Source organism: Lachnotalea sp. AF33-28 (assembly GCF_003477885.1).
Classification (GTDB): Bacteria; Bacillota; Clostridia; order Lachnospirales; family Lachnospiraceae; genus AF33-28.
Genome location: NZ_QUEE01000016.1, coordinates 105,705 through 123,195 on the forward strand (window position 1 = coordinate 105,705; position 17,491 = coordinate 123,195).

17 protein-coding genes are annotated in these 17,491 nt (G+C 49.2%); 10 read left to right on the forward strand and 7 right to left on the reverse strand.

Translation table 11 applies throughout. The annotated features are described in order from the left end of the window. Positions 1-70: 70 nt before the first annotated feature. A complete protein-coding gene (locus DWZ56_RS18975) occupies positions 71-973 on the reverse strand; it encodes an NAD(P)/FAD-dependent oxidoreductase (protein ID WP_118558181.1) in 903 nt (300 codons plus the stop codon). Between the two features lie 374 nt (positions 974-1,347). Here DWZ56_RS18975 and DWZ56_RS18980 point away from each other — a divergent pair, with 374 nt between their 5' ends. From DWZ56_RS18980 to DWZ56_RS19000, 5 genes are all read left to right on the forward strand, one after another. Continuing rightward, positions 1,348-2,184 (forward strand): glycoside hydrolase family 43 protein, encoded by an 837-nt coding sequence (locus tag DWZ56_RS18980; RefSeq protein WP_118558182.1) that lies wholly within the window; start codon positions 1,348-1,350, stop codon positions 2,182-2,184. Positions 2,185-2,243: 59 nt separating this feature from the next. Further along, complete coding sequence (locus DWZ56_RS18985) at positions 2,244-2,780, forward strand: ferritin-like domain-containing protein (RefSeq protein ID WP_118558183.1); 537 nt, start codon at positions 2,244-2,246, stop codon at positions 2,778-2,780. A gap of 160 nt (positions 2,781-2,940) precedes the next feature. Further along, positions 2,941-4,119 carry a site-2 protease family protein gene (locus DWZ56_RS18990; RefSeq protein WP_147369454.1) on the forward strand — a complete coding sequence of 393 codons (1,179 nt, stop codon included), beginning with the start codon at positions 2,941-2,943 and terminating at the stop codon, positions 4,117-4,119. Positions 4,120-4,194: 75 nt separating this feature from the next. Continuing rightward, positions 4,195-5,223 carry a LacI family DNA-binding transcriptional regulator gene (locus DWZ56_RS18995; RefSeq protein WP_118558185.1) on the forward strand — a complete coding sequence of 343 codons (1,029 nt, stop codon included), beginning with the start codon at positions 4,195-4,197 and terminating at the stop codon, positions 5,221-5,223. A 25-nt stretch (positions 5,224-5,248) separates the two neighbouring features. Continuing rightward, on the forward strand, positions 5,249-7,237 hold the full coding sequence (locus DWZ56_RS19000; protein ID WP_118558186.1) for a beta-galactosidase: 1,989 nt from the start codon (positions 5,249-5,251) through the stop codon (positions 7,235-7,237). A 112-nt stretch (positions 7,238-7,349) separates the two neighbouring features. Here the strand turns inward: DWZ56_RS19000 and DWZ56_RS19005 are convergent, their stop codons facing one another. Next, positions 7,350-8,633 carry a galactokinase gene (locus DWZ56_RS19005; RefSeq protein WP_118558187.1) on the reverse strand — a complete coding sequence of 428 codons (1,284 nt, stop codon included), beginning with the start codon at positions 8,631-8,633 and terminating at the stop codon, positions 7,350-7,352. 148 nt (positions 8,634-8,781) lie between these two features. On the opposite strand from DWZ56_RS19005, the gene DWZ56_RS19010 reads away from it, so the two are divergent. Continuing rightward, positions 8,782-9,669: an AraC family transcriptional regulator gene (locus DWZ56_RS19010; protein ID WP_118558188.1), complete on the forward strand. Its 888-nt coding sequence runs from the start codon at positions 8,782-8,784 to the stop codon at positions 9,667-9,669. Positions 9,670-9,843: 174 nt separating this feature from the next. Next, entirely contained in the window at positions 9,844-11,163 is a 1,320-nt protein-coding gene (locus DWZ56_RS19015) for an aspartate kinase (protein WP_118558189.1), read from the forward strand. Here DWZ56_RS19015 and DWZ56_RS19020 read toward each other — a convergent pair. The 3 genes from DWZ56_RS19020 to acgA form a co-directional block, all read right to left on the reverse strand. Then, positions 11,158-11,793 (reverse strand): 4Fe-4S binding protein, encoded by a 636-nt coding sequence (locus DWZ56_RS19020; protein WP_118558190.1) that lies wholly within the window; start codon positions 11,791-11,793, stop codon positions 11,158-11,160. The genes DWZ56_RS19015 and DWZ56_RS19020 overlap by 6 nt on opposite strands. Next, the gene (gene acgM / locus DWZ56_RS19025; protein WP_118558191.1) at positions 11,793-12,827 is read right to left on the reverse strand and encodes a radical SAM/SPASM domain protein, ACGX system; all 1,035 of its coding nucleotides are present in this window, start codon (positions 12,825-12,827) and stop codon (positions 11,793-11,795) included. The genes DWZ56_RS19020 and acgM overlap by 1 nt, the downstream gene beginning before the upstream one ends. 111 nt (positions 12,828-12,938) lie before the next feature. Continuing rightward, a complete protein-coding gene (gene acgA, locus DWZ56_RS19030; protein ID WP_118558192.1) occupies positions 12,939-13,133 on the reverse strand; it encodes an ACGX-repeat peptide in 195 nt (64 codons plus the stop codon). A 197-nt stretch (positions 13,134-13,330) separates the two neighbouring features. On the opposite strand from acgA, the gene DWZ56_RS19035 reads away from it, so the two are divergent. The 3 genes from DWZ56_RS19035 (at position 13,331) to DWZ56_RS19045 (ending at position 15,365) form a co-directional block, all read left to right on the forward strand. Next, a complete protein-coding gene (locus tag DWZ56_RS19035) occupies positions 13,331-13,657 on the forward strand; it encodes a winged helix-turn-helix transcriptional regulator (RefSeq protein ID WP_118558193.1) in 327 nt (108 codons plus the stop codon). Positions 13,658-13,780: 123 nt separating this feature from the next. Beyond that, entirely contained in the window at positions 13,781-15,010 is a 1,230-nt protein-coding gene (locus DWZ56_RS19040) for a hypothetical protein (protein WP_118558194.1), read from the forward strand. Between the two features lie 217 nt (positions 15,011-15,227). Beyond that, on the forward strand, positions 15,228-15,365 hold the full coding sequence (locus DWZ56_RS19045) for a helix-turn-helix domain-containing protein (protein ID WP_118558195.1): 138 nt from the start codon (positions 15,228-15,230) through the stop codon (positions 15,363-15,365). A 225-nt stretch (positions 15,366-15,590) separates the two neighbouring features. Here the strand turns inward: DWZ56_RS19045 and DWZ56_RS23370 are convergent, their stop codons facing one another. Next, positions 15,591-16,190 carry a response regulator transcription factor gene (locus DWZ56_RS23370; RefSeq protein ID WP_009243057.1) on the reverse strand — a complete coding sequence of 200 codons (600 nt, stop codon included), beginning with the start codon at positions 16,188-16,190 and terminating at the stop codon, positions 15,591-15,593. Then, positions 16,171-17,475, reverse strand: coding sequence for a hypothetical protein (locus DWZ56_RS19055; RefSeq protein ID WP_118558196.1), 1,305 nt, complete (start codon positions 17,473-17,475; stop codon positions 16,171-16,173). The genes DWZ56_RS23370 and DWZ56_RS19055 overlap by 20 nt, the downstream gene beginning before the upstream one ends. Positions 17,476-17,491 lie beyond the last annotated feature (16 nt).

A 17,491-nucleotide genomic window follows, 5' to 3' on the forward strand; every position in this document is an offset into this window, starting at 1 on the left:
TGTTTTATTGAGCCGCCTCTTGCGGCGGATCGTTTCAGCGGCATACTGCCTTCCAGCCGCAGTGCGAATTTTACATAGCGGCATTAATGGCTGCTACCGCCCCGTCTGCAACAGCAGTTGCGGCCTGACGAACCTGCTTGACGCAGATATCGCCGGCGGCATATACGCCTGGAATCGATGTTTCCATCTTATCATTCACTGCGATATAACCGTCCTTTAAGCTTAATCCCGCATAAAGCCCAGTGTTGGGAGTGGAGCCTGCATAGATGAATATGCCGCAGCCACTGTCATTTACGGTACGGACCTCGCCGGTTCTTATATCTGTAAGTGTAAGGCTTTCCACCCGGTCTTCCCCGCTGACGGCGGTCAGCCTTGTATTCAGGAGCACTTCAATATTGTCTGCGGCTTCGACTTTTCTTAAAAATTCCGGAATTGTACCCAGTTTCTCCTCAAAATGTATGATGGTGAGCTTATCGGCAAAACGAGCCAGATAGAGCGCTTCCTTCACCGCGCCGTCCGCTCCTCCGACCACATAGATATGTTTGCCCGTAAAGGCTGCCCCATCCTTCGTTGCATTGCCGCCCACGCCTTTTTTAAACAGCTTCTCCTCACCGGGTATGCCCAGCTTTCTGGGCGTGGTACCGTTTGCGAGAATCAGACGGCGGGCTTTATAGGTCTGACCTCCTGCGGTCACCTCTTTACACTCGCCCTCCAGGCTGACCGCAGTCACTTCTGCAAATAAAAATTCAACACCCGCGCCCCTTGCCTGCGCCTCCAGCCTGGCGGCAAAGGTCCCGCCGGTTTCCTCTTCCATAATCGCGCTGTAATGAGTTACTGTAGAAACCTTGCCGATCAGGCCGCCGATTCTGTCCTTTTCAATGACCAGAGTGCTTTTCCCTCTGCTCACCGCATAGATGGAAGCGCTGATCCCGGCCGGGCCTGCGCCTATAATAATGATATCATATTCTTTCATGTACATCCTCCTGTATACTCCCGAACTGTTGCATATTGCCTGTTGCGTGTTAGAAATACTCATAAAATTATAACAGACATTAAGTATAATGTTAAATTATTTATATTAATATATCAATAAATTGTATTTATTATATTTTTATTGCTGCCGAAACAATCACTCATGACTAAGTATGGTTCTCTCATGCGTGGGAGGTCTACACGGCAGCATGCGGCAGTTCTGATCTGCCAGTAAAGCAGCGTATGATGCGGCGGGCTTAAGGCAGCTGTGGACAGCGCTGTGTATTGTTACACTTTATTTGACATACCCCCCGCCAGATATTAAACTATATAGGAACAAACACAATCTATAAAACAGGAGAGAAGTGAAGCGCTATGAAATCATCCGAAATCAGAATCAGAGATCCCTTTATACTAAGCGATGCCAAGAGCGGAACCTATTACCTCTACGGAACCACAGACAAACTGCCGTGGGGCGGTCCGGGAGAGGGGTTTGATGTCTATGCAGGCCGGGATCTTGTAAACTGGGAAGGGCCGTATCCGGCATTTCGAAAGTCGAAAGATTTCTGGGCCGAAGAAAATTTCTGGGCTCCCGAGGTACATAAAGTTGACGGCACTTATTATATGTTTGCCAGCTTTAAAGCCAAAGGTAAAAGCCGGGGAACGCAGATCTTAAAGTCAGAGAGCCCTCTGGGCCCATTTGTCCCGATCTCGGAAGGGCCTGTGACGCCTGAGACTTGGGAATGCCTGGACGGCACCTTTTATGAACAGGACGGTGAGCCCTGGATCATATTCTGCCATGAATGGACACAGATCAGAAACGGCGCGGTATGCGCCATGAGGCTGTCCGCAGGGCTTAAGGAGGCAGCAGGTGAACCGCAGGTGCTCTTTCACGCTAAAGATGCGCCCTGGGTGCGCGCCGCCGGGGAGGGGGATAACTATGTGACGGACGGCCCGTTTCTTTTTAACGAAGGAGGGCGGCTCTATATGCTCTGGTCAAGCTTTGCCGCTACAGGGTATGCCATGGGGCTGGCGGTGAGTGAGAGCGGCAGAGTGGACGGCCCCTGGAGACAGATGGAGCGGCCGCTGGATGTGAAAGACGGCGGGCATGGAATGATCTTTGAATCCTTTGAAGGGAAAAAATATTTGATCTACCATGCGCCCAATAAGACCCCGCTTGAGAGGCCGGTCATGGTGGATTTTAGTTTTTAGTGCTGATCCTGTTCCTTGTCTCATAAGTATGTAAGAGTAAAGGAAACAGGAGGATTACTATGGATCAGGAAACGTTTATCTATCAGGACAGCGCTCCGTACCCGCCCATAGAGGTGTGCGGGCCGAATTTAGTATATGCGGCGGAGATGCTAAGCAACATCGGCTCCTGTAATTCGGAGATGTCGGCGGTCAGCCTGTATTTTTATAACAGCCTGATATCAAAAGAGCCGTATGCGCAGATCGCGGAGTGCTTCCAGCACATCATGATCGTGGAAATGCATCATCTGGATATGTACGGGCAGCTGGCGTACCGGCTGGGCGCGGATCCCAGGCTGTGGAGCTATTCCGGCCGGCGGGCTTCATACTGGTCGCCGGGCTGCAATCAGTATCCGTGCCAGCTGGAGCCGCTGCTTAGGAATGCGATCAAGGGAGAAAATGAAGCGATAATGAAATACCGGCGTCAGGCGGAGCGGATTAAGGACGAGAATATAGTGGCGATTCTGAACCGGATCATACTGGATGAAAAGTGCCATATCCACATATTCGACCAGCTCTACCGGACCTATGTGCTGGACAGGGGCGGTCAGGAGTCCTGACAGAGGGCTGTATCCGAGGTGTGCGCGCAGAATCCGCGTGCACCTTGGATCCGCCGCAGGAGAACTAGTGTACTGACATATTTACATAAATTGTCTATTGACTGTTAGCAAGGATCAAGGCGCGTGCAAATGGATGTTCAGTCAGGGAGATAAAAATATTATGAGTAAGCTATCAGAGAAAAAAACAGCTAAAAAAGCCAGGCAGAATACGGCGGCAGGATATCTGGGACTGTTGTGCACCGGCTTTTTAGCCGGGATTTTAGGCGGCCCGGGAGCATTCGCGTGCATTGAAAGAGCTGCGCGGCCGGCGCAGTATCTGATTGTGCTGGCGCTGATGCTGTTTATTGCGGTACTGGCGTTTCAGATGCAGGTGATTGTGCATGAGGGTGGACATCTGCTGTTCGGACTGCTGTGCGGATACCGTTTTCTTTCCTTCAGGATCGGAAGCCTTATGTTAATAAAAACCGGAGAGGGGTTTCGGATCAGAAGGTTTACTCTGAAGGGAACGGGGGGACAGTGTCTGATGATTCCCCCGGAAAGAAAACGGTACAGAAACGGTGCAGTTTGCTACAACCTGGGCGGAATTGTTTTAAACGGGATGCTCTCCGTTCTGTTTTTGATCCTGTATCTTTTATATCCGGACATGCCTTTTCTGTCCTTTTTCCTATTTACTATGGCGTTTACCGGTCTGTTTATCGCATGGACGAACGGGGTGCCGAAACTTAGAATGGGACTTCCCAATGACGGCAGCAACGCAGTCTCCGTCAAGCGGGATGAAGCAGCCGACCGGGCTTTAAACCTGCAGCTTACGGTAAGCGCGGAGCTGGCGGAAGGGTTTAGAATCAGGGATTTGCCAAAGGAATGGTTTCTCCTTCCAGAGGATGCGGATCTGTCCGACCCTCTGATCTGCGGCACTCTATATTTGGAATGCTGCCGATACGGCGATCTGCATGAATTTCAGGAAGCGTCCGGCAGGATACGTCAGTATCTAAGGGAAGCGCCCGGACTGACGGAAATCCATAAGTATGAGATGCGCTGCGATCTTTTGTATTACGAACTGCTGGGCGAGTGCCGCAAAGAGGAGATAGAGGCGCTCTGCACAGAGGGGCTGAATAAATACCGTAAGATGACCTCCTCCTATCTGTCGAGAATCCGTCTGGCATATGCGTATGCCCTTCTGGCAGAGGAGGATGAGCAAACGGCGCTGGGCCTAAAGGAGCGGTTTGATAAACAGGCATTAAAGTATCCTTATTCCGGAGAGGCTCAAAGTGAACGGGAGTATATGGATGCCGCACTGGAAGCTTACAGGTGCAGAAGCGGGGCCGGAAGGACGGTGTGACTCATTTGTGCATATATGTTTCCATTGCAGGCAGGCTGCGGCGTAAGTACAATAGATCAATAAGGAGGCAGGCAGGTGGTAACCAGAGAAGATGTGGCGAAGAGAGCCGGCGTGTCCGTAAGCGCGGTGTCCAGAACCATGAATGGCAGAGGCTATGTGGCGGAGGATAAGAAAAAGGCAGTTTTACAGGCGGTCAGGGAATTGGGATACCGTCCCAATCCTGCCGGTGCCGTCAGTGAGAGCGCACAGACAAATCAGCTGTGTTTTTTGTGCCGCGATACCGCCAACCCCTTTTATATGGAACTGTTCAGCCATATGACAGGGTATGCGGATGAACTGGGATATACGATGTTTCTGTTCAGCAAGTTCAATGCAGATAGGTTCTGCCGATGCCGGATGGACGGAGTCATTGTGGAAAACGAAGACGATGCTCTTATGATACAGGAGCAGATCGGAGAGAATGCTCCTGTACCCATCGTCAGCGCGGCTTACGGCATACCGGTAGTTCATACGAAGCGCATTCCGTATGTCAATGCGGATACCTATGACGCGATGGAGATCGGCCTTCATTATCTGATGAAAAAGGGACACAGAAAAATTGCGTACGCGGCTCCCGGATTAAAATCGGGCACCGGACTCGTGCATTCCAGATATGCGGCCTATGAAAATATCATGCGCCCTCTCCTGGGAAAGCGTTACGAGCGGTATCTTTTTACCGGAGGCCGCAGCCAATCCGCCGACCGGTCAATTTTTGGGGATCCGTATTTTGAAAGCGGAAAAAGAGCTGCGCAAACGTTTCTTGAGAGCGGATGCGACGCTACGGCGGTGATCGGCTTTAACGATTCGTTTTCGCTTGGAATGTTGAACCGCTTTGCCCAGGCCGGCCGGAAGATCCCGGAGGAGCTCTCCGTAATGGGGATTGACGGGATCAGCAGCAGACAGTATGTAAGCCCTCTGCTCACCACGGTTTCCCTGTGCATAGAAGAACAGGCCCGGCGGTGTGTGGATGTGCTGCTGGATCGGATTGCCGGCAAAAAGGTCGGCATGGTCACTTCGGTGAGGCCGCATCTGCTGGAAGGGGAATCGGTGAACATCTGCCGCTGAATGAAAAAACAGGAGGGAGACAGAGATGAAGATTCATTTTGGAGTGGATTATTATCCGGAGCACTGGCCCGAAGAGCGCTGGGAGACCGATGCCCGGCTGATGCGGGAGATGGGGATACAGGTTGTGAGGATGGCGGAATTTTCCTGGCACAAGCTGGAACCGGAGGAAGGCAGATATGATTTTTCCTGGCTGGACCGTGCGGTCAGCCTGCTTGCAGACTATGGGATCAAGACTGTGCTCGGGACGCCCAGTGCGGCTCCGCCGGCCTGGATGATCAACCGTTATCCGGATATTCTGCCGGTGGACCGGGAGGGAAAAGTGAGAGGCTTCGGCGGCCGTCACCATGACTGCCAGTCCAATCCGGTATACAGGGCCATGATCCGCAGGATGGTTACCGCAATGGCGGAGCATTATGGCGGTAATACAAATGTGATCGGCTGGCAGCCGGACAATGAGCTGGGCAACAGCCATCAGGATCTGTGTATGTGTGACCACTGCAGGAGCGCCTTTCAGAGCTGGCTGAAGAGAAAATATCAGACGGTGGACAGGCTCAATGAGGCCTGGGGAACTGCTTTCTGGAGCCAGGAGTATAATGATTTTGCGGAAGTATTTACACCAAAGGTTACGGTGACCGGAGAAAACCCGTCCGCCATGCTGGACTGGAAGTGCTTTTGCTCGGATCTGATTGTGGACTTTTTAGAGGAGCAGACTAAGATTATCCGGAAGCTGTGCCCGAACCAGTTTATCACACATAACTATATGGGGTTTGCCAACAAGGTGGATTATTACGACCTGTCGGTTCCTCTGGATTTTGTCAGCCATGACCAGTATCCGGGAGGGTTTTCCACATCGGATACCAAAGCGAATGGCTGGAAATCGGCGGCAAATCTGGACGTTGTCCGCAGCTATAAAAATAAAAATTTCTGGATTATGGAACAGAAATCCGGCATAACCGGCTGGCAGCTGATGGGACGCGCTCCGGCGCCCGGGCAGCTGTCCGCCTGGGCGCTTCAGTCGGTGGCCCACGGTGCTGACTGCATTGTATTCTTTAGGTGGCGCGTATGCGCGATGGGCACGGAACAGTATTGGCACGGCATCCTGCCGCACAGCGGCAATCCCGGACGGCGTTACTATGAACTGCAGGCTACGGTAAAGGAAATGACACCAATCATGGAGCGCATCCAGGGAAGCATGCCGAGGCCGGAGACCGGCATTGTTTTTTCTTTCAGACAGGAATACGCTCTGCAGATTCAGCCCCATCATCCGGATCTGTCCTATACCGGCCAGGTGCAGAAGTATTACAAGGCGCTGTATGAGAAGAATATCCCCGTGGATTTTGTCCCGGAGGACGGTGATTTTGGCAGGTATAAGCTGCTGATTGCACCGCTGCAGTACCTGATGAATCCAAACCTTGAGGAAAAGTATTTTGACTATGTAAGAAAAGGCGGCCGGCTGGTGCTGACCATGCGCACCGGCGTGAAGGATGAGCACAATATCTGCATGACGGACAGGGAGCTGCCCGGCAGACTGACGGAACTGACCGGCACCGAAGTGCTGGATTATGACTGTCTGCGGGGAACGGATGTGCCGGTGCGCATCGATGGCAGGGAGTATACGGCGGCGCTCTGGAGCGATCTGATGAGGGTGACAAAGGATTCCGTCAGCGTGCTGGCGGAGTACGCAGGCGAGTTCTACAGCGGTACGCCCTGTATCACGGTGAATTCCTATGGGGACGGCATATGCTATTACGTCGGAACAGAGCCGGGCGAGGAACTGATGAACGTTCTGATGGAACGCATGACCAAAGAGGCGGGCGTAGAATGCCTCGGAGATACCGAATACGGGGTCGAGCTTTCAGCCAGAGAAAATGAGCATACGAGATGGCTCTTTGCGGTGAACCATACCAACCGGACAAAGACCTATCATATAGATCCCTCCTATCACATGATCAGGGGACGGGAGAAAGATGTGCTGGAGGGCTTTGAGGTTCAGATACTGGAAAAGAGTCTTTAAAGTTTCTTACTGTCATACGCTGCTTTATCGGCCGTAAACAGTAAGTAAAGTTTCAGCCCGTGACAGGGGGCATTCGCCTCCCGCCGCGGGCTGAATTTTTAATAAGATGGTCTTACAGATCAAAATGAATGGCGCCATATTTGCGGATATTCATTACATAGGCCGTGTCTTTGCCCAGCTTGGATTCCATATATTCCATGTAATCCGCAGTGTGTTCCTTAGGGATTACCGCCATGATCACTCCCGCAAATCCGCCGCCGTGGACGCGGCAGGCACCCCGGGACAGCTTTTTCAGATAAAGTTCTGTCAGCGCCAGAGCGACCGTGATGGACTGCTCTTTATAGCTGTCGATGCAGTAGCAGTTCTGCAGCCACTTCCAGGAGGAGTTGCCGGAATCGCTGATCATGGTAAGGAATGCGTCATAACGCCCCTCCTCCAGAGCCTTCACCTCTTCATCCACACGGCTGTTTTCCTCCAGAAAATGCATGGCGCGCAGCACCGCGCGGTCCCCTGCCTCCCGGCGCACGCGGGGCAGGTCGCTAAGCAGCTCCTCCATCGTAATTTCAGCCAGCACTTCTCTGCCAAAGCAGGCGGCTACTTCCTTCATTTCAATCGGGATGGAAGAGTATTCGGCGCTTAAATCCGCATGGCCTTTACCGGTGTTGACGATCACCAGGTCACAGCCGATCTGATTGAAGCTGAAATCCATCTTTTTTACAACCGGATGCGAGGTGTCCTTAAAATCGATGGAGATTACGCCGCCCACCGCGCAGGCCATCTGATCCAGCAGCCCTGACTGCTTGTTCCAATAAACATTTTCGGAATACTGACCGATCTGGGCACAGGTTACCGCGTCCAGCCTGCCGTCATTAAAGAAATAGTTGACGATGCAGCAGATCAGCATCTCAAAGGAAGCGGAGGAGCTGACGCCGGCAGCGCTGATCACATTGCTGGTGATATAGGCATCAAATCCCCCCACAGCATATCCTTTTTGCAGAAATCCGTTCAAAATGCCCTTGAGCAGAGGGAGGGTTCCTCCTGTTTCTTCGCCGGCCTCCAGCTCATCGAGCCGTATGCGGATATCCTGATGATAGGTTTCGCTTACAATATGTACCGTATCCTGACCGTTTTTCGCGGCGGCGGCCACACAGTCCAGATTGATGCTGCCGGTCAGGACCTTTCCGTGATTGTGATCCGTGTGATTCCCGCCGATCTCCGTACGGCCGGGGGAGGTAAAAAATTCAAAATCCTTCTGACCGAATACACGGCAGAAGCCTTCCGCCACATGCAGGTAGCGTTCCTGATTGGTAACTGCGCCGGCTTCGGTATAGAGTTCCTTTAAAAGAGTCTGCGCCTTGCTGCCGGACAGAGCCTGGCTTACATGATCCAAGTTCATGAGTGTTCTTCCTCTCTGTTTCGTGATCGATATTGCTTGACCCATATGATGAATATAATTATAATGAGATTATCATTATAAAACAACAACTATATTCTCAATTATGATAACGATATTGAGATATGGCCCATAAAATACAGGAGTACCCATGCAGCTTAGGATCAATGAAGAAAGAAAAGAACTGAAAAGCCATGGAAGCGCAGAGTTTCCGGTGAATGTCAGTCTGGAAATGCTGTCGCGTTATGAGAGAGGCGCCTTTTTATGGCACTGGCATCCGGAGGTGGAACTGACTTATGTGATGCAGGGAGAGATCGATTATCAGGTCAATGACGTGCTCTATCATCTGAAAGCCGGGGAAGGTCTGCTAGGCAACGCCAATACGCTTCATACAGGTCATATGCATGAGAATCAGGACTGCCTCTATCTCTCCGTCACTTTTCATCCGCGGGTGCTGGGCGGATTTGAAAACAGCCTGATTCAAAAGAAATATGTGGATCCGCTGATAGGCGATCCGGGATTTTCGTCATTGCATTTCGATGGAAGCAGCATTTGGCACGGACAGGTGCTGTTGGATCTGCAGGAAATCTACCGCTGCCACAGCCGCCGGGACCGGGCGTATGCATTAGAAATCATTCTTCTGATCGGGCGGATCTGGCTCGCCGTCACCCAAAATGCAAAGATCAGCGGGGATTCTACGGATCTGGCCAGTGAGAAGAACCTGGACAGGCTTAGGGCAATCCTTTCCTATATACATTTCCACTACGCGGATCGGATTACGCTGGAAGATATCGCTGCTGCCGCGAACATCTGCAAAAGCGAGTGCTGCCGTTTCTTCAAAAAATATATGAAGGAGTCGCTGTTTGAATATCTTCTGCACTACCGGATTGAGCAGAGCCTGCCCTTATTGTCCGGACAGGAGGAAAGCATTACGGAAATTGCAGGCAGATCCGGTTTTTCCAACCCCTGCTATTTCGCAAAGGTCTTTAAACGGGAGATGGGCTGTTCACCCACAGAATACAGGTCTTCTTTTTTGTAAAAAGAGTACATAAGAGAAGCAATTTTCATTGCAGGGCTGGTAAAAAGGAAGAAAAACTACAAATTCAGAAAAAATACTTGCTATTCCGGATAAAAAAGTGTATTTTAAAAGAACCGATGTTTTTATAGCAAGGACATGTGTTTATGTCGAAAGAACAACAGGAGGAATCAGAAGATGAAAAAGGTAGTGAAATTCGGAGGAAGCTCTCTGGCCAGCGCGAAGCAGTTTCAAAAGGTGGCGGATATTATACATGAGGATGATTCCAGGAGATATGTAGTGCCTTCTGCTCCCGGAAAGCGGTTTTCCGATGATACCAAAGTGACCGATATGCTGTATCAGTGCTACGATCTGGCTGTGGAAGGAAAAGACTTTCTGCCGCTGTTGAAAAAAATACAGGCGAGATATGAGGAAATTATCCAGGGGCTGGGCTTAAAGCTTTGCCTGAATGAAGAATTTGTGAACATTAAGGATAATTTTGAGAAAAAAGCCGGATGTCAGTATGCGGCATCCAGAGGGGAATATTTAAACGGAATCATAATGGCGGCCTATCTGGGATACGAATTTGTGGATGCGGCCGAGGTAATCTTCTTTGATGAGGACGGGTCTTTTGATGCGGAACAGACAAACGCTGCATTGGCGGAAAGGCTTAAAGGTACGGAGCGCGCGGTGATCCCGGGTTTTTACGGGGCGGCTGCGGACGGCACTGTGAGAACCTTTTCCAGAGGCGGTTCCGACATCACAGGTTCTCTGGTGGCCAAGGCAATCAACGCGGATCTCTATGAAAACTGGACGGACGTGCCGGGTTTTCTGGTTGCGGATCCCAGAATCATCAACAATCCGGAAGTGATTGAAACCATTACATACCGTGAGCTGCGCGAGCTGTCCTATATGGGAGCCACCGTGCTGCATGAGGACGCGATCTTCCCTGTCAGAAAAGAGGGCATTCCCATCAATATCCGCAATACCAATGCTCCGGAGCAGAAGGGAACCATGATAGTGGAGAGCACCTGCCGCAGTCCGAGATATACAATTACCGGAATTGCGGGTAAGAAGGGATTTGCTTCCATCAATATAGATAAGGCCATGATGAACTCGGAGATCGGTTTCGGCAGGAAGGTGCTGGAGGTGTTTGAGAAAAACGGCATTTCTTTCGAGCACATGCCTTCGGGTATTGATACGATGACGATCTTCGTGCATCAGTCCGAATTTGTAGAAAAGGAGCAGCAGGTGATCGCCGGCATCCATCGGGCGGTGCAGCCGGATTTCGTGGATCTGGAATCGGATCTGGCTCTGATCGCGGTGGTGGGCCGCGGCATGAGGGCAACGCGGGGCACCGCGGGCAGGATCTTCTCAGCGCTGGCCCATGCCCATGTCAACGTGAAGATGATCGACCAGGGATCCAGCGAGCTGAACATCATCATCGGCGTGAAGAACAGTGATTTTGAGACGGCGATACGGGCAATCTATGATATTTTTGTGACATCACAGCTATAAATTTGCGCTGTTATCCCCTGTCTTTCTCTCCACCGCCTGTACCGGACAATGCTCAAAGCAGCTTCCGCAGTGCAGGCAGTGCTCCTGTATGATCCGATAGGGGCTGCCCGCTTCAATACACTGCTGCGGACAGCCCCTTACGCATGTCCCGCACCCGATGCACCGGTCGCTGATTTCGTAACCCTTCTGCCTTATCTTACCTTTTCCCATACTGTACTGCTCCCTAAAAATCGGATTGCTCCCTAAGTTAAAATATTCAATCCGCATATCGCGGACAGCGAAAACAATTCCGATATCCCGTGTGGAACCGGGGTATACATTGGCAAGGTAAGGCTGCTCCTCAAAAATCATATCTATATATTTTTTCTGCTCATGCTCTGATACCGCGGCAGCCGTTGCAAAGACACGGATCATTTCCTTGTAACGGGTATATGCCAGAATTTGCACCTGGCCGTCTAAAAGCAGCTCTCTGCAGAAATCCTTTCCTCTCGCGGTGAAAAAATAGAATGCATCCGGTTCAAAGTGAACCGCGCTGATACAGCGCAGCTGGGGCGTCCGATCAAGGCCTACGGTGGCAAAATATAAAACGCCTGTATAGCTCAACTTTTTTAAACATATCTCTGCATTCATTATATGACCTCTTTCCAGCACTGCGGGTCCGCTGCATAAAAGTTACCGCTTTTTCCGCCTGCCACAGCCGGACAGCCCCGGCAGTAGGCTAATAATTCGCATTTGGCGCATTTTTCAAATTTGGTGTAATCCCGGTACTGTTCCATCTGGCAGACCCACACATCTGCTATGCGGTCCTGATACACATTGCCGACCTTGCTGTTTTGTACGCGGCGGCAGGCGTAAAGATCACCGTTAGGGAGAATGGTCATGTGACAGTTCCCGCAGTTGCAGCCGCCGTACATTATGCCGTCTTTTGCGTCCTCCGGGATTTTGAAAATCCCTTTTTCATACTCATACAGCGTCCATAGATGATCTTTTTTGTTGAAATAAGTGGAGCAGCCTTCCGCTTCATATTTCTTAAATATGTGATAACAGGTGTCCAAAAGTTCACGGTATTCCTTGGGGCTTATGCCAGTGTCTTTTTCCTCACTGGTGGGACAATAGCGGGCAAAGGCAAATACATCGGCGCCATACGCGGTAACCGTGTCGATGACCGCGGGTATTTCTTTGATATTCATTCCGGATACCGTTGTCATAATCACGGAGCGGATGCCGGCTCTTTTGATACAGCCGATTTTTTCAAGGGTGCAGTCAAACGAACCCGGCTTTCGGAACCAGTCATGTGTCTCCCTCATTCCGTCAAGAGACAGCTGATATTTTTGGCAGCCATACATTTTTAATCTGCGGCAGACCGCATCATTTAGATGGAACGGATTTCCTAAAATCGTAAACGGTAGTTCGTGCGACTTTAACAGGGAGAGAAGCCGCCAGAAGTCCGGATGCAGGATCGGATCGCCGCCCGTGATATAAAAATAAGGCAGACGGCCGTATACCTTGCAGAAGTCAAGACAGTTGTAAAAGGTATCCCGCATTTGATTCCAATTCATGGCGTCCGTGTTCCTGCTGCTGTCCTCAGAAAATATGTAGCAGTGCTTGCAGCGCTGATCGCATTCGTCAGTGATATGCCATTGGAAGGCAAAATATTCTTTCATATCGTTCCTCTCTTTGATATCGTCTTTTCGATAAAAGCCGATGCGGACTGTTCTGAACCTGTTCCCGGTAAAGAGTAATCATTTACCGGGAACACTTTGCCGCCGGGCTGTTTATTTATCGCCTGCCCCACATGCAGAACCGCAGGCTGCAGGTTTCTCCTTCGGCGTATCGCCCGCCCCGCATGCAGAACCGCAGGCTGCAGGTTTCTCTTTTGGTGTATCGCCTGCCCCGCATGCAGTGCCGCAGGCAGAAGCTGCTGTTTCCTCATTCTCCTTTGTCCATCCAATCAGATTTGAAAGTGCCATGATACTTGCCTCCATTTTATTATTTGGAGCATTTGCTGTTCCATGAATCCATTGTACGTCTCGGCAGAGTAGAAAAAAAGTACGCACCTTTTTATTACTTAGTTACCTTTTGGTAACCCGTTCTTGTTGTTTTGCTGCCTTTATATTATAATCTGAATGTAACATTCTTTTTTGAACCTTTGGAAAGGAGCGCTCCTATGCTGACAAAAGAGGAAATGCCGGCTTGTCCTGTGGCAACTACGGTACGGCTGATCGGAAGCAAATGGAAACTGCTGATTATGCGGAACTTATTACAGCGATCCTGGCGATTTAACGAACTGCGCAAAGACCTGGAGGGGATCAGCCAGAAAGTGCTGACCGACAGCCTCCGTTCTATGGAAGACGACGGAATCATTACACGCACGGTTTATCCCGAAGTACCGCCCCGCGTGGAATATGCCTTAAGCGATTTAGGGGAATCCATGCGCCCCATTATTGACGCGATGGAAGTATGGGGAAGGAACTATATGAACTCAAAGATATAGTACAAAGAGAAAACTCACTGATGTGTGCGCAGGTCATCAGCCTTCGGCTGGTGACAGAAAAGGTAGCACACTGATGTGTGCGTAGGTCATCAGCCTTCGGCTGGTGACAGAAGGAGTAGCGAAATGAAAACTCTGTTAATGCATAAAGATGTGCCGGTACTCGAGGTGGCGGAGGACGGTACCTGCCGCATCCTGGAACCGAAACTGCTTCCGGTGGGCATCAGAAAGCCGGACGTTACGCTGGCTGATTATTATGGCGTATGGCTGTCCAACCGGGCGATCCAGCTTGGCAGAACCAATGCAAAGCTGATCTTAAATTCCCTAAGGCTGCCGCAGACCAATTCCATCGCTGTCTGTGAGGCCTGCCATGCCCTGAATCTGACCGACTGTTACTGGATTCGGAACGAAGAGGAGGCGCTGAACTGGCACGACATCAATCTGTACTGCAATACCATCTCCAAATCCCTGGCAGTCACCGCGCTTTTGGGGGAATCGCTTACGGAGCATGAAAAGATTCGGACACCGGAGCTTACCACACAGGGAATCAGCGCCAAGGCGTGGATCCGTAAGGAGAATGATCTGTACCTGTATAAAATCGGGCGGAGGGAGGTTCCTGCATCCCAGATATTGGATGCACTTGGGATTGAACATGTAAATTATTATGTGGTGGAGGGTGAGGAACTAAAGGAAGTCGCTTCCGATGATAAGCAGGAGCAGATAGAGCTGTGGAACGAAAAGGTCGTGAAGTCCGGCCTGATCACATCGGAGGAACGCTCCCTGGTCACCTTTGAGGATTATAAATATTACTGTGAGAGCCAGGGCAGGGATCCTTTCGATGAGATCCTGAAGCTGGACCGCACACATTACCTGCAGATGCAGGTGGCGGATTACATTCTGAACAATATGGACCGGCATACCGGCAATTGGGGGCTGTTTATGGATAACCGCACCGGTGCGCTGATGAGGCTTCATCCGCTGATGGACCATGACCATGCATTTGCGAAGATGAATAAGATTTATTCACAGACCACTGGCCGTCACATGACGCTGCAGGAGGCCGCGGTCATAGCTCAAAGCGAACTGCACCTGGATGTCTCAGGGCTGTTTGACATGGAAAAGCCGGAGCTGTTGACGCAGGAGGAATGGGATCAGGTACAGGCCCGGGGGGCCGCATTGCAGCGGCTGGTTCCTATTTACGAGGAATTCCTTCGCGAAGGCAGTGACGTGAATATAGAAATGCTGGAGAAGATGGACCGGTGGACGAAGCTCTTACACAGGAAGATAAAGGTTTCCGAATTTCAGGAGCTTTCTGCCGCTGAAACGGCAGAAAGCATAGGAACAGGCCTGTGCTAGTTCTGTGTTTCCTGACAGTAAACTTTGTATAGAAAAATCAACTGCCGTTCCTTTGTAAATTCACCGCAGATCCGGTATATTGTAAATATATCTCCTGCCGTATCAGCCGCAGCTTTCAATTACTGTTTACGGCTGCGGATATGCGCGGGAAGTTTACGGTACTATAAGCAGCAACAATTTACCAGGTATCAGATATCTTAGAGGACGGTGAAAAGCTATGAAAGAAATCAACATTGCCAGGACGATCTGGCAGAAACGTCGGGAGAAAAAGATAACTCAGGAAGAACTGGCATCCCATATCGGTGTGACCAAGGCATCCATATCCAAGTGGGAGAGCGGAGTTTCCCATAGTTAAAGATACCACACCCAATATCACAAACTCACGCTTAAACAATATTCCTTAGTCAACCACATACAATAACAAATACAAAAAAGCTGGAAGCAGACTTAATTTTGCTCCCGGCTTTTCTTTATTGTTTTGATGAAGTCGTTCAATGATACTTGTTTTTGCTATCTGCTTACATAATGTGCATACTTGTCACTTGTGTTCTGATATATCTGTCCCTCTTATTGCCTAAACTCATATTAAGGGTGTGATATATCCAAGTGCAATAGCCTTGTTATAGGCTTCGATAGCATTTTTAGCCCCCAGCTTATCATAGATGCTTTGGATATGGTTGTAAAGTGTCCGTTCACTGATATACAGTTCTTGCGCTATTTCATGCTTTGTTTTCCCTGTTCCAATCGCCTTAATAATTTCCGCTTCACGATCTGTCAGGGGATCTAATAAAGGGGGCGTAGTGGACTTGTGACCTTTACTAATAGCTGTGAGTTTTTTTACCAACTCGTCAGCAGAAGCAGACTTATCAATATAACTTACGGCGCCTTTTTTAAGTGCCTCCTGTCTATAAACTGGCATATCATAAGAGGATAGCATAACCACCTTTATTTTTGGCTTTTTACTATATATCGTTTCTATCAGATCAATGCCAGAACTTTTTGACTGCTCTCTTAGGTTGACATCAAGTAATACAATGTCCCATTCGTCTACGGAAAGAATATTCCAAAACTCTGTTTCATTACTTACATAGCGACAGATAGAGATTTCATCCCAATCTTCCAGAAGTTTGCTTAAACTCTCTCCAAATATCCTGTGATCATCAAATAGTAATATCTTCATTTTTTCTCCCCAAAACTGCCGTTGCAGTTAAAATACCATCTTTCTCTAAATACTGAATGTTACCACCATTCCCATTTATCAACACCGTCAAGAACAGCATACCACCTTTGGAAGAAAGAATATTTTCAATGTCATTTGGTTTCGCTCCATCATTTTGACAGGTAATTACGAATCTACTTTCTTCATTTAGCGCGATTTCCAAATGAATAAAAGTAGCGGCAGCGTGTTTATAAACATTGTTGACAAGTTCTTTGATTATCTGCATAGTCTGTTCCAAACTGTTATCTTTTTTCAAAGCAATCCTTGCTTCGCTGTCAATCGTGAAATCTACAAGTATATTCTTCTTTGGGTACAGCTTCTTAATCGCGTCAAGCATATATCCGATATGTTCCCATGAAGCATACCCCGAAAAGATATTAGAGGAATAGAAATTCATCATATTTCTTACCCGCAATTCCAAATCAGACAATATCCTTTTTGTTTCATCAACATCTGGTGAGCGAAGCGACAGGAGATTTTTGGCACCTCCAATGTCTTGAAGCACATCGTTATGAAGCAGTCTTGAGAAATCTTCCCTCTCATTTGCAATATAGTTCGTTAATTCATAATACTTTGTCAACTCCTTGTAACGGGCCTCCATGTCGCCAAGATGAATGACAGCAAAGGCCTCAAATAAAAGCATTATAAGCTGAAAAAACACATTGACTTGCAGGGTGGACAAATCAAAGCAATAAAGTACGATTGTAAGCAAAGGAATCATGAAAACAAGGACATATCTTGCTTTCCTCTGGGCAATCGGAAGAATATTAACCTGTTTCAAATTTATATATTTATAATCAAGGAAAATTCCCACGAACATTCCAATTAACATAGTTATCGCAGGTAGAATTCGGAAATTGAAAAACGACAGTATGATAGACGCAATTCCAAACAGCAAGCGAACCATTTTTCCCCGGCTTGCGTCAGTTCTTACCAGCATTATTCCGATAATCAATGCAAAAACCAGAAATGCACCCGTGTATAAGGTGGAAAATCCATCATACATCAGCGCCGCAATAAAGGAAACAGAAAGCAGGTTCCAGCCACATTCGGATATTGTTGCTTCTCGCCGTGATGTCATTACATGAAGATAGAGCAGATTGAAATAACAAAGCAAGACGGCAATCGACAATAAGTTGATGACTCCATCATTCGCAATCCCTTTATGTATTCTATCCAATATAACCCATAAAGTCACAATACCCGCATGAAGAAACAGATACGGATAGAAGCGTTTATCCTGCATAGCCCCCCCTCCTTTC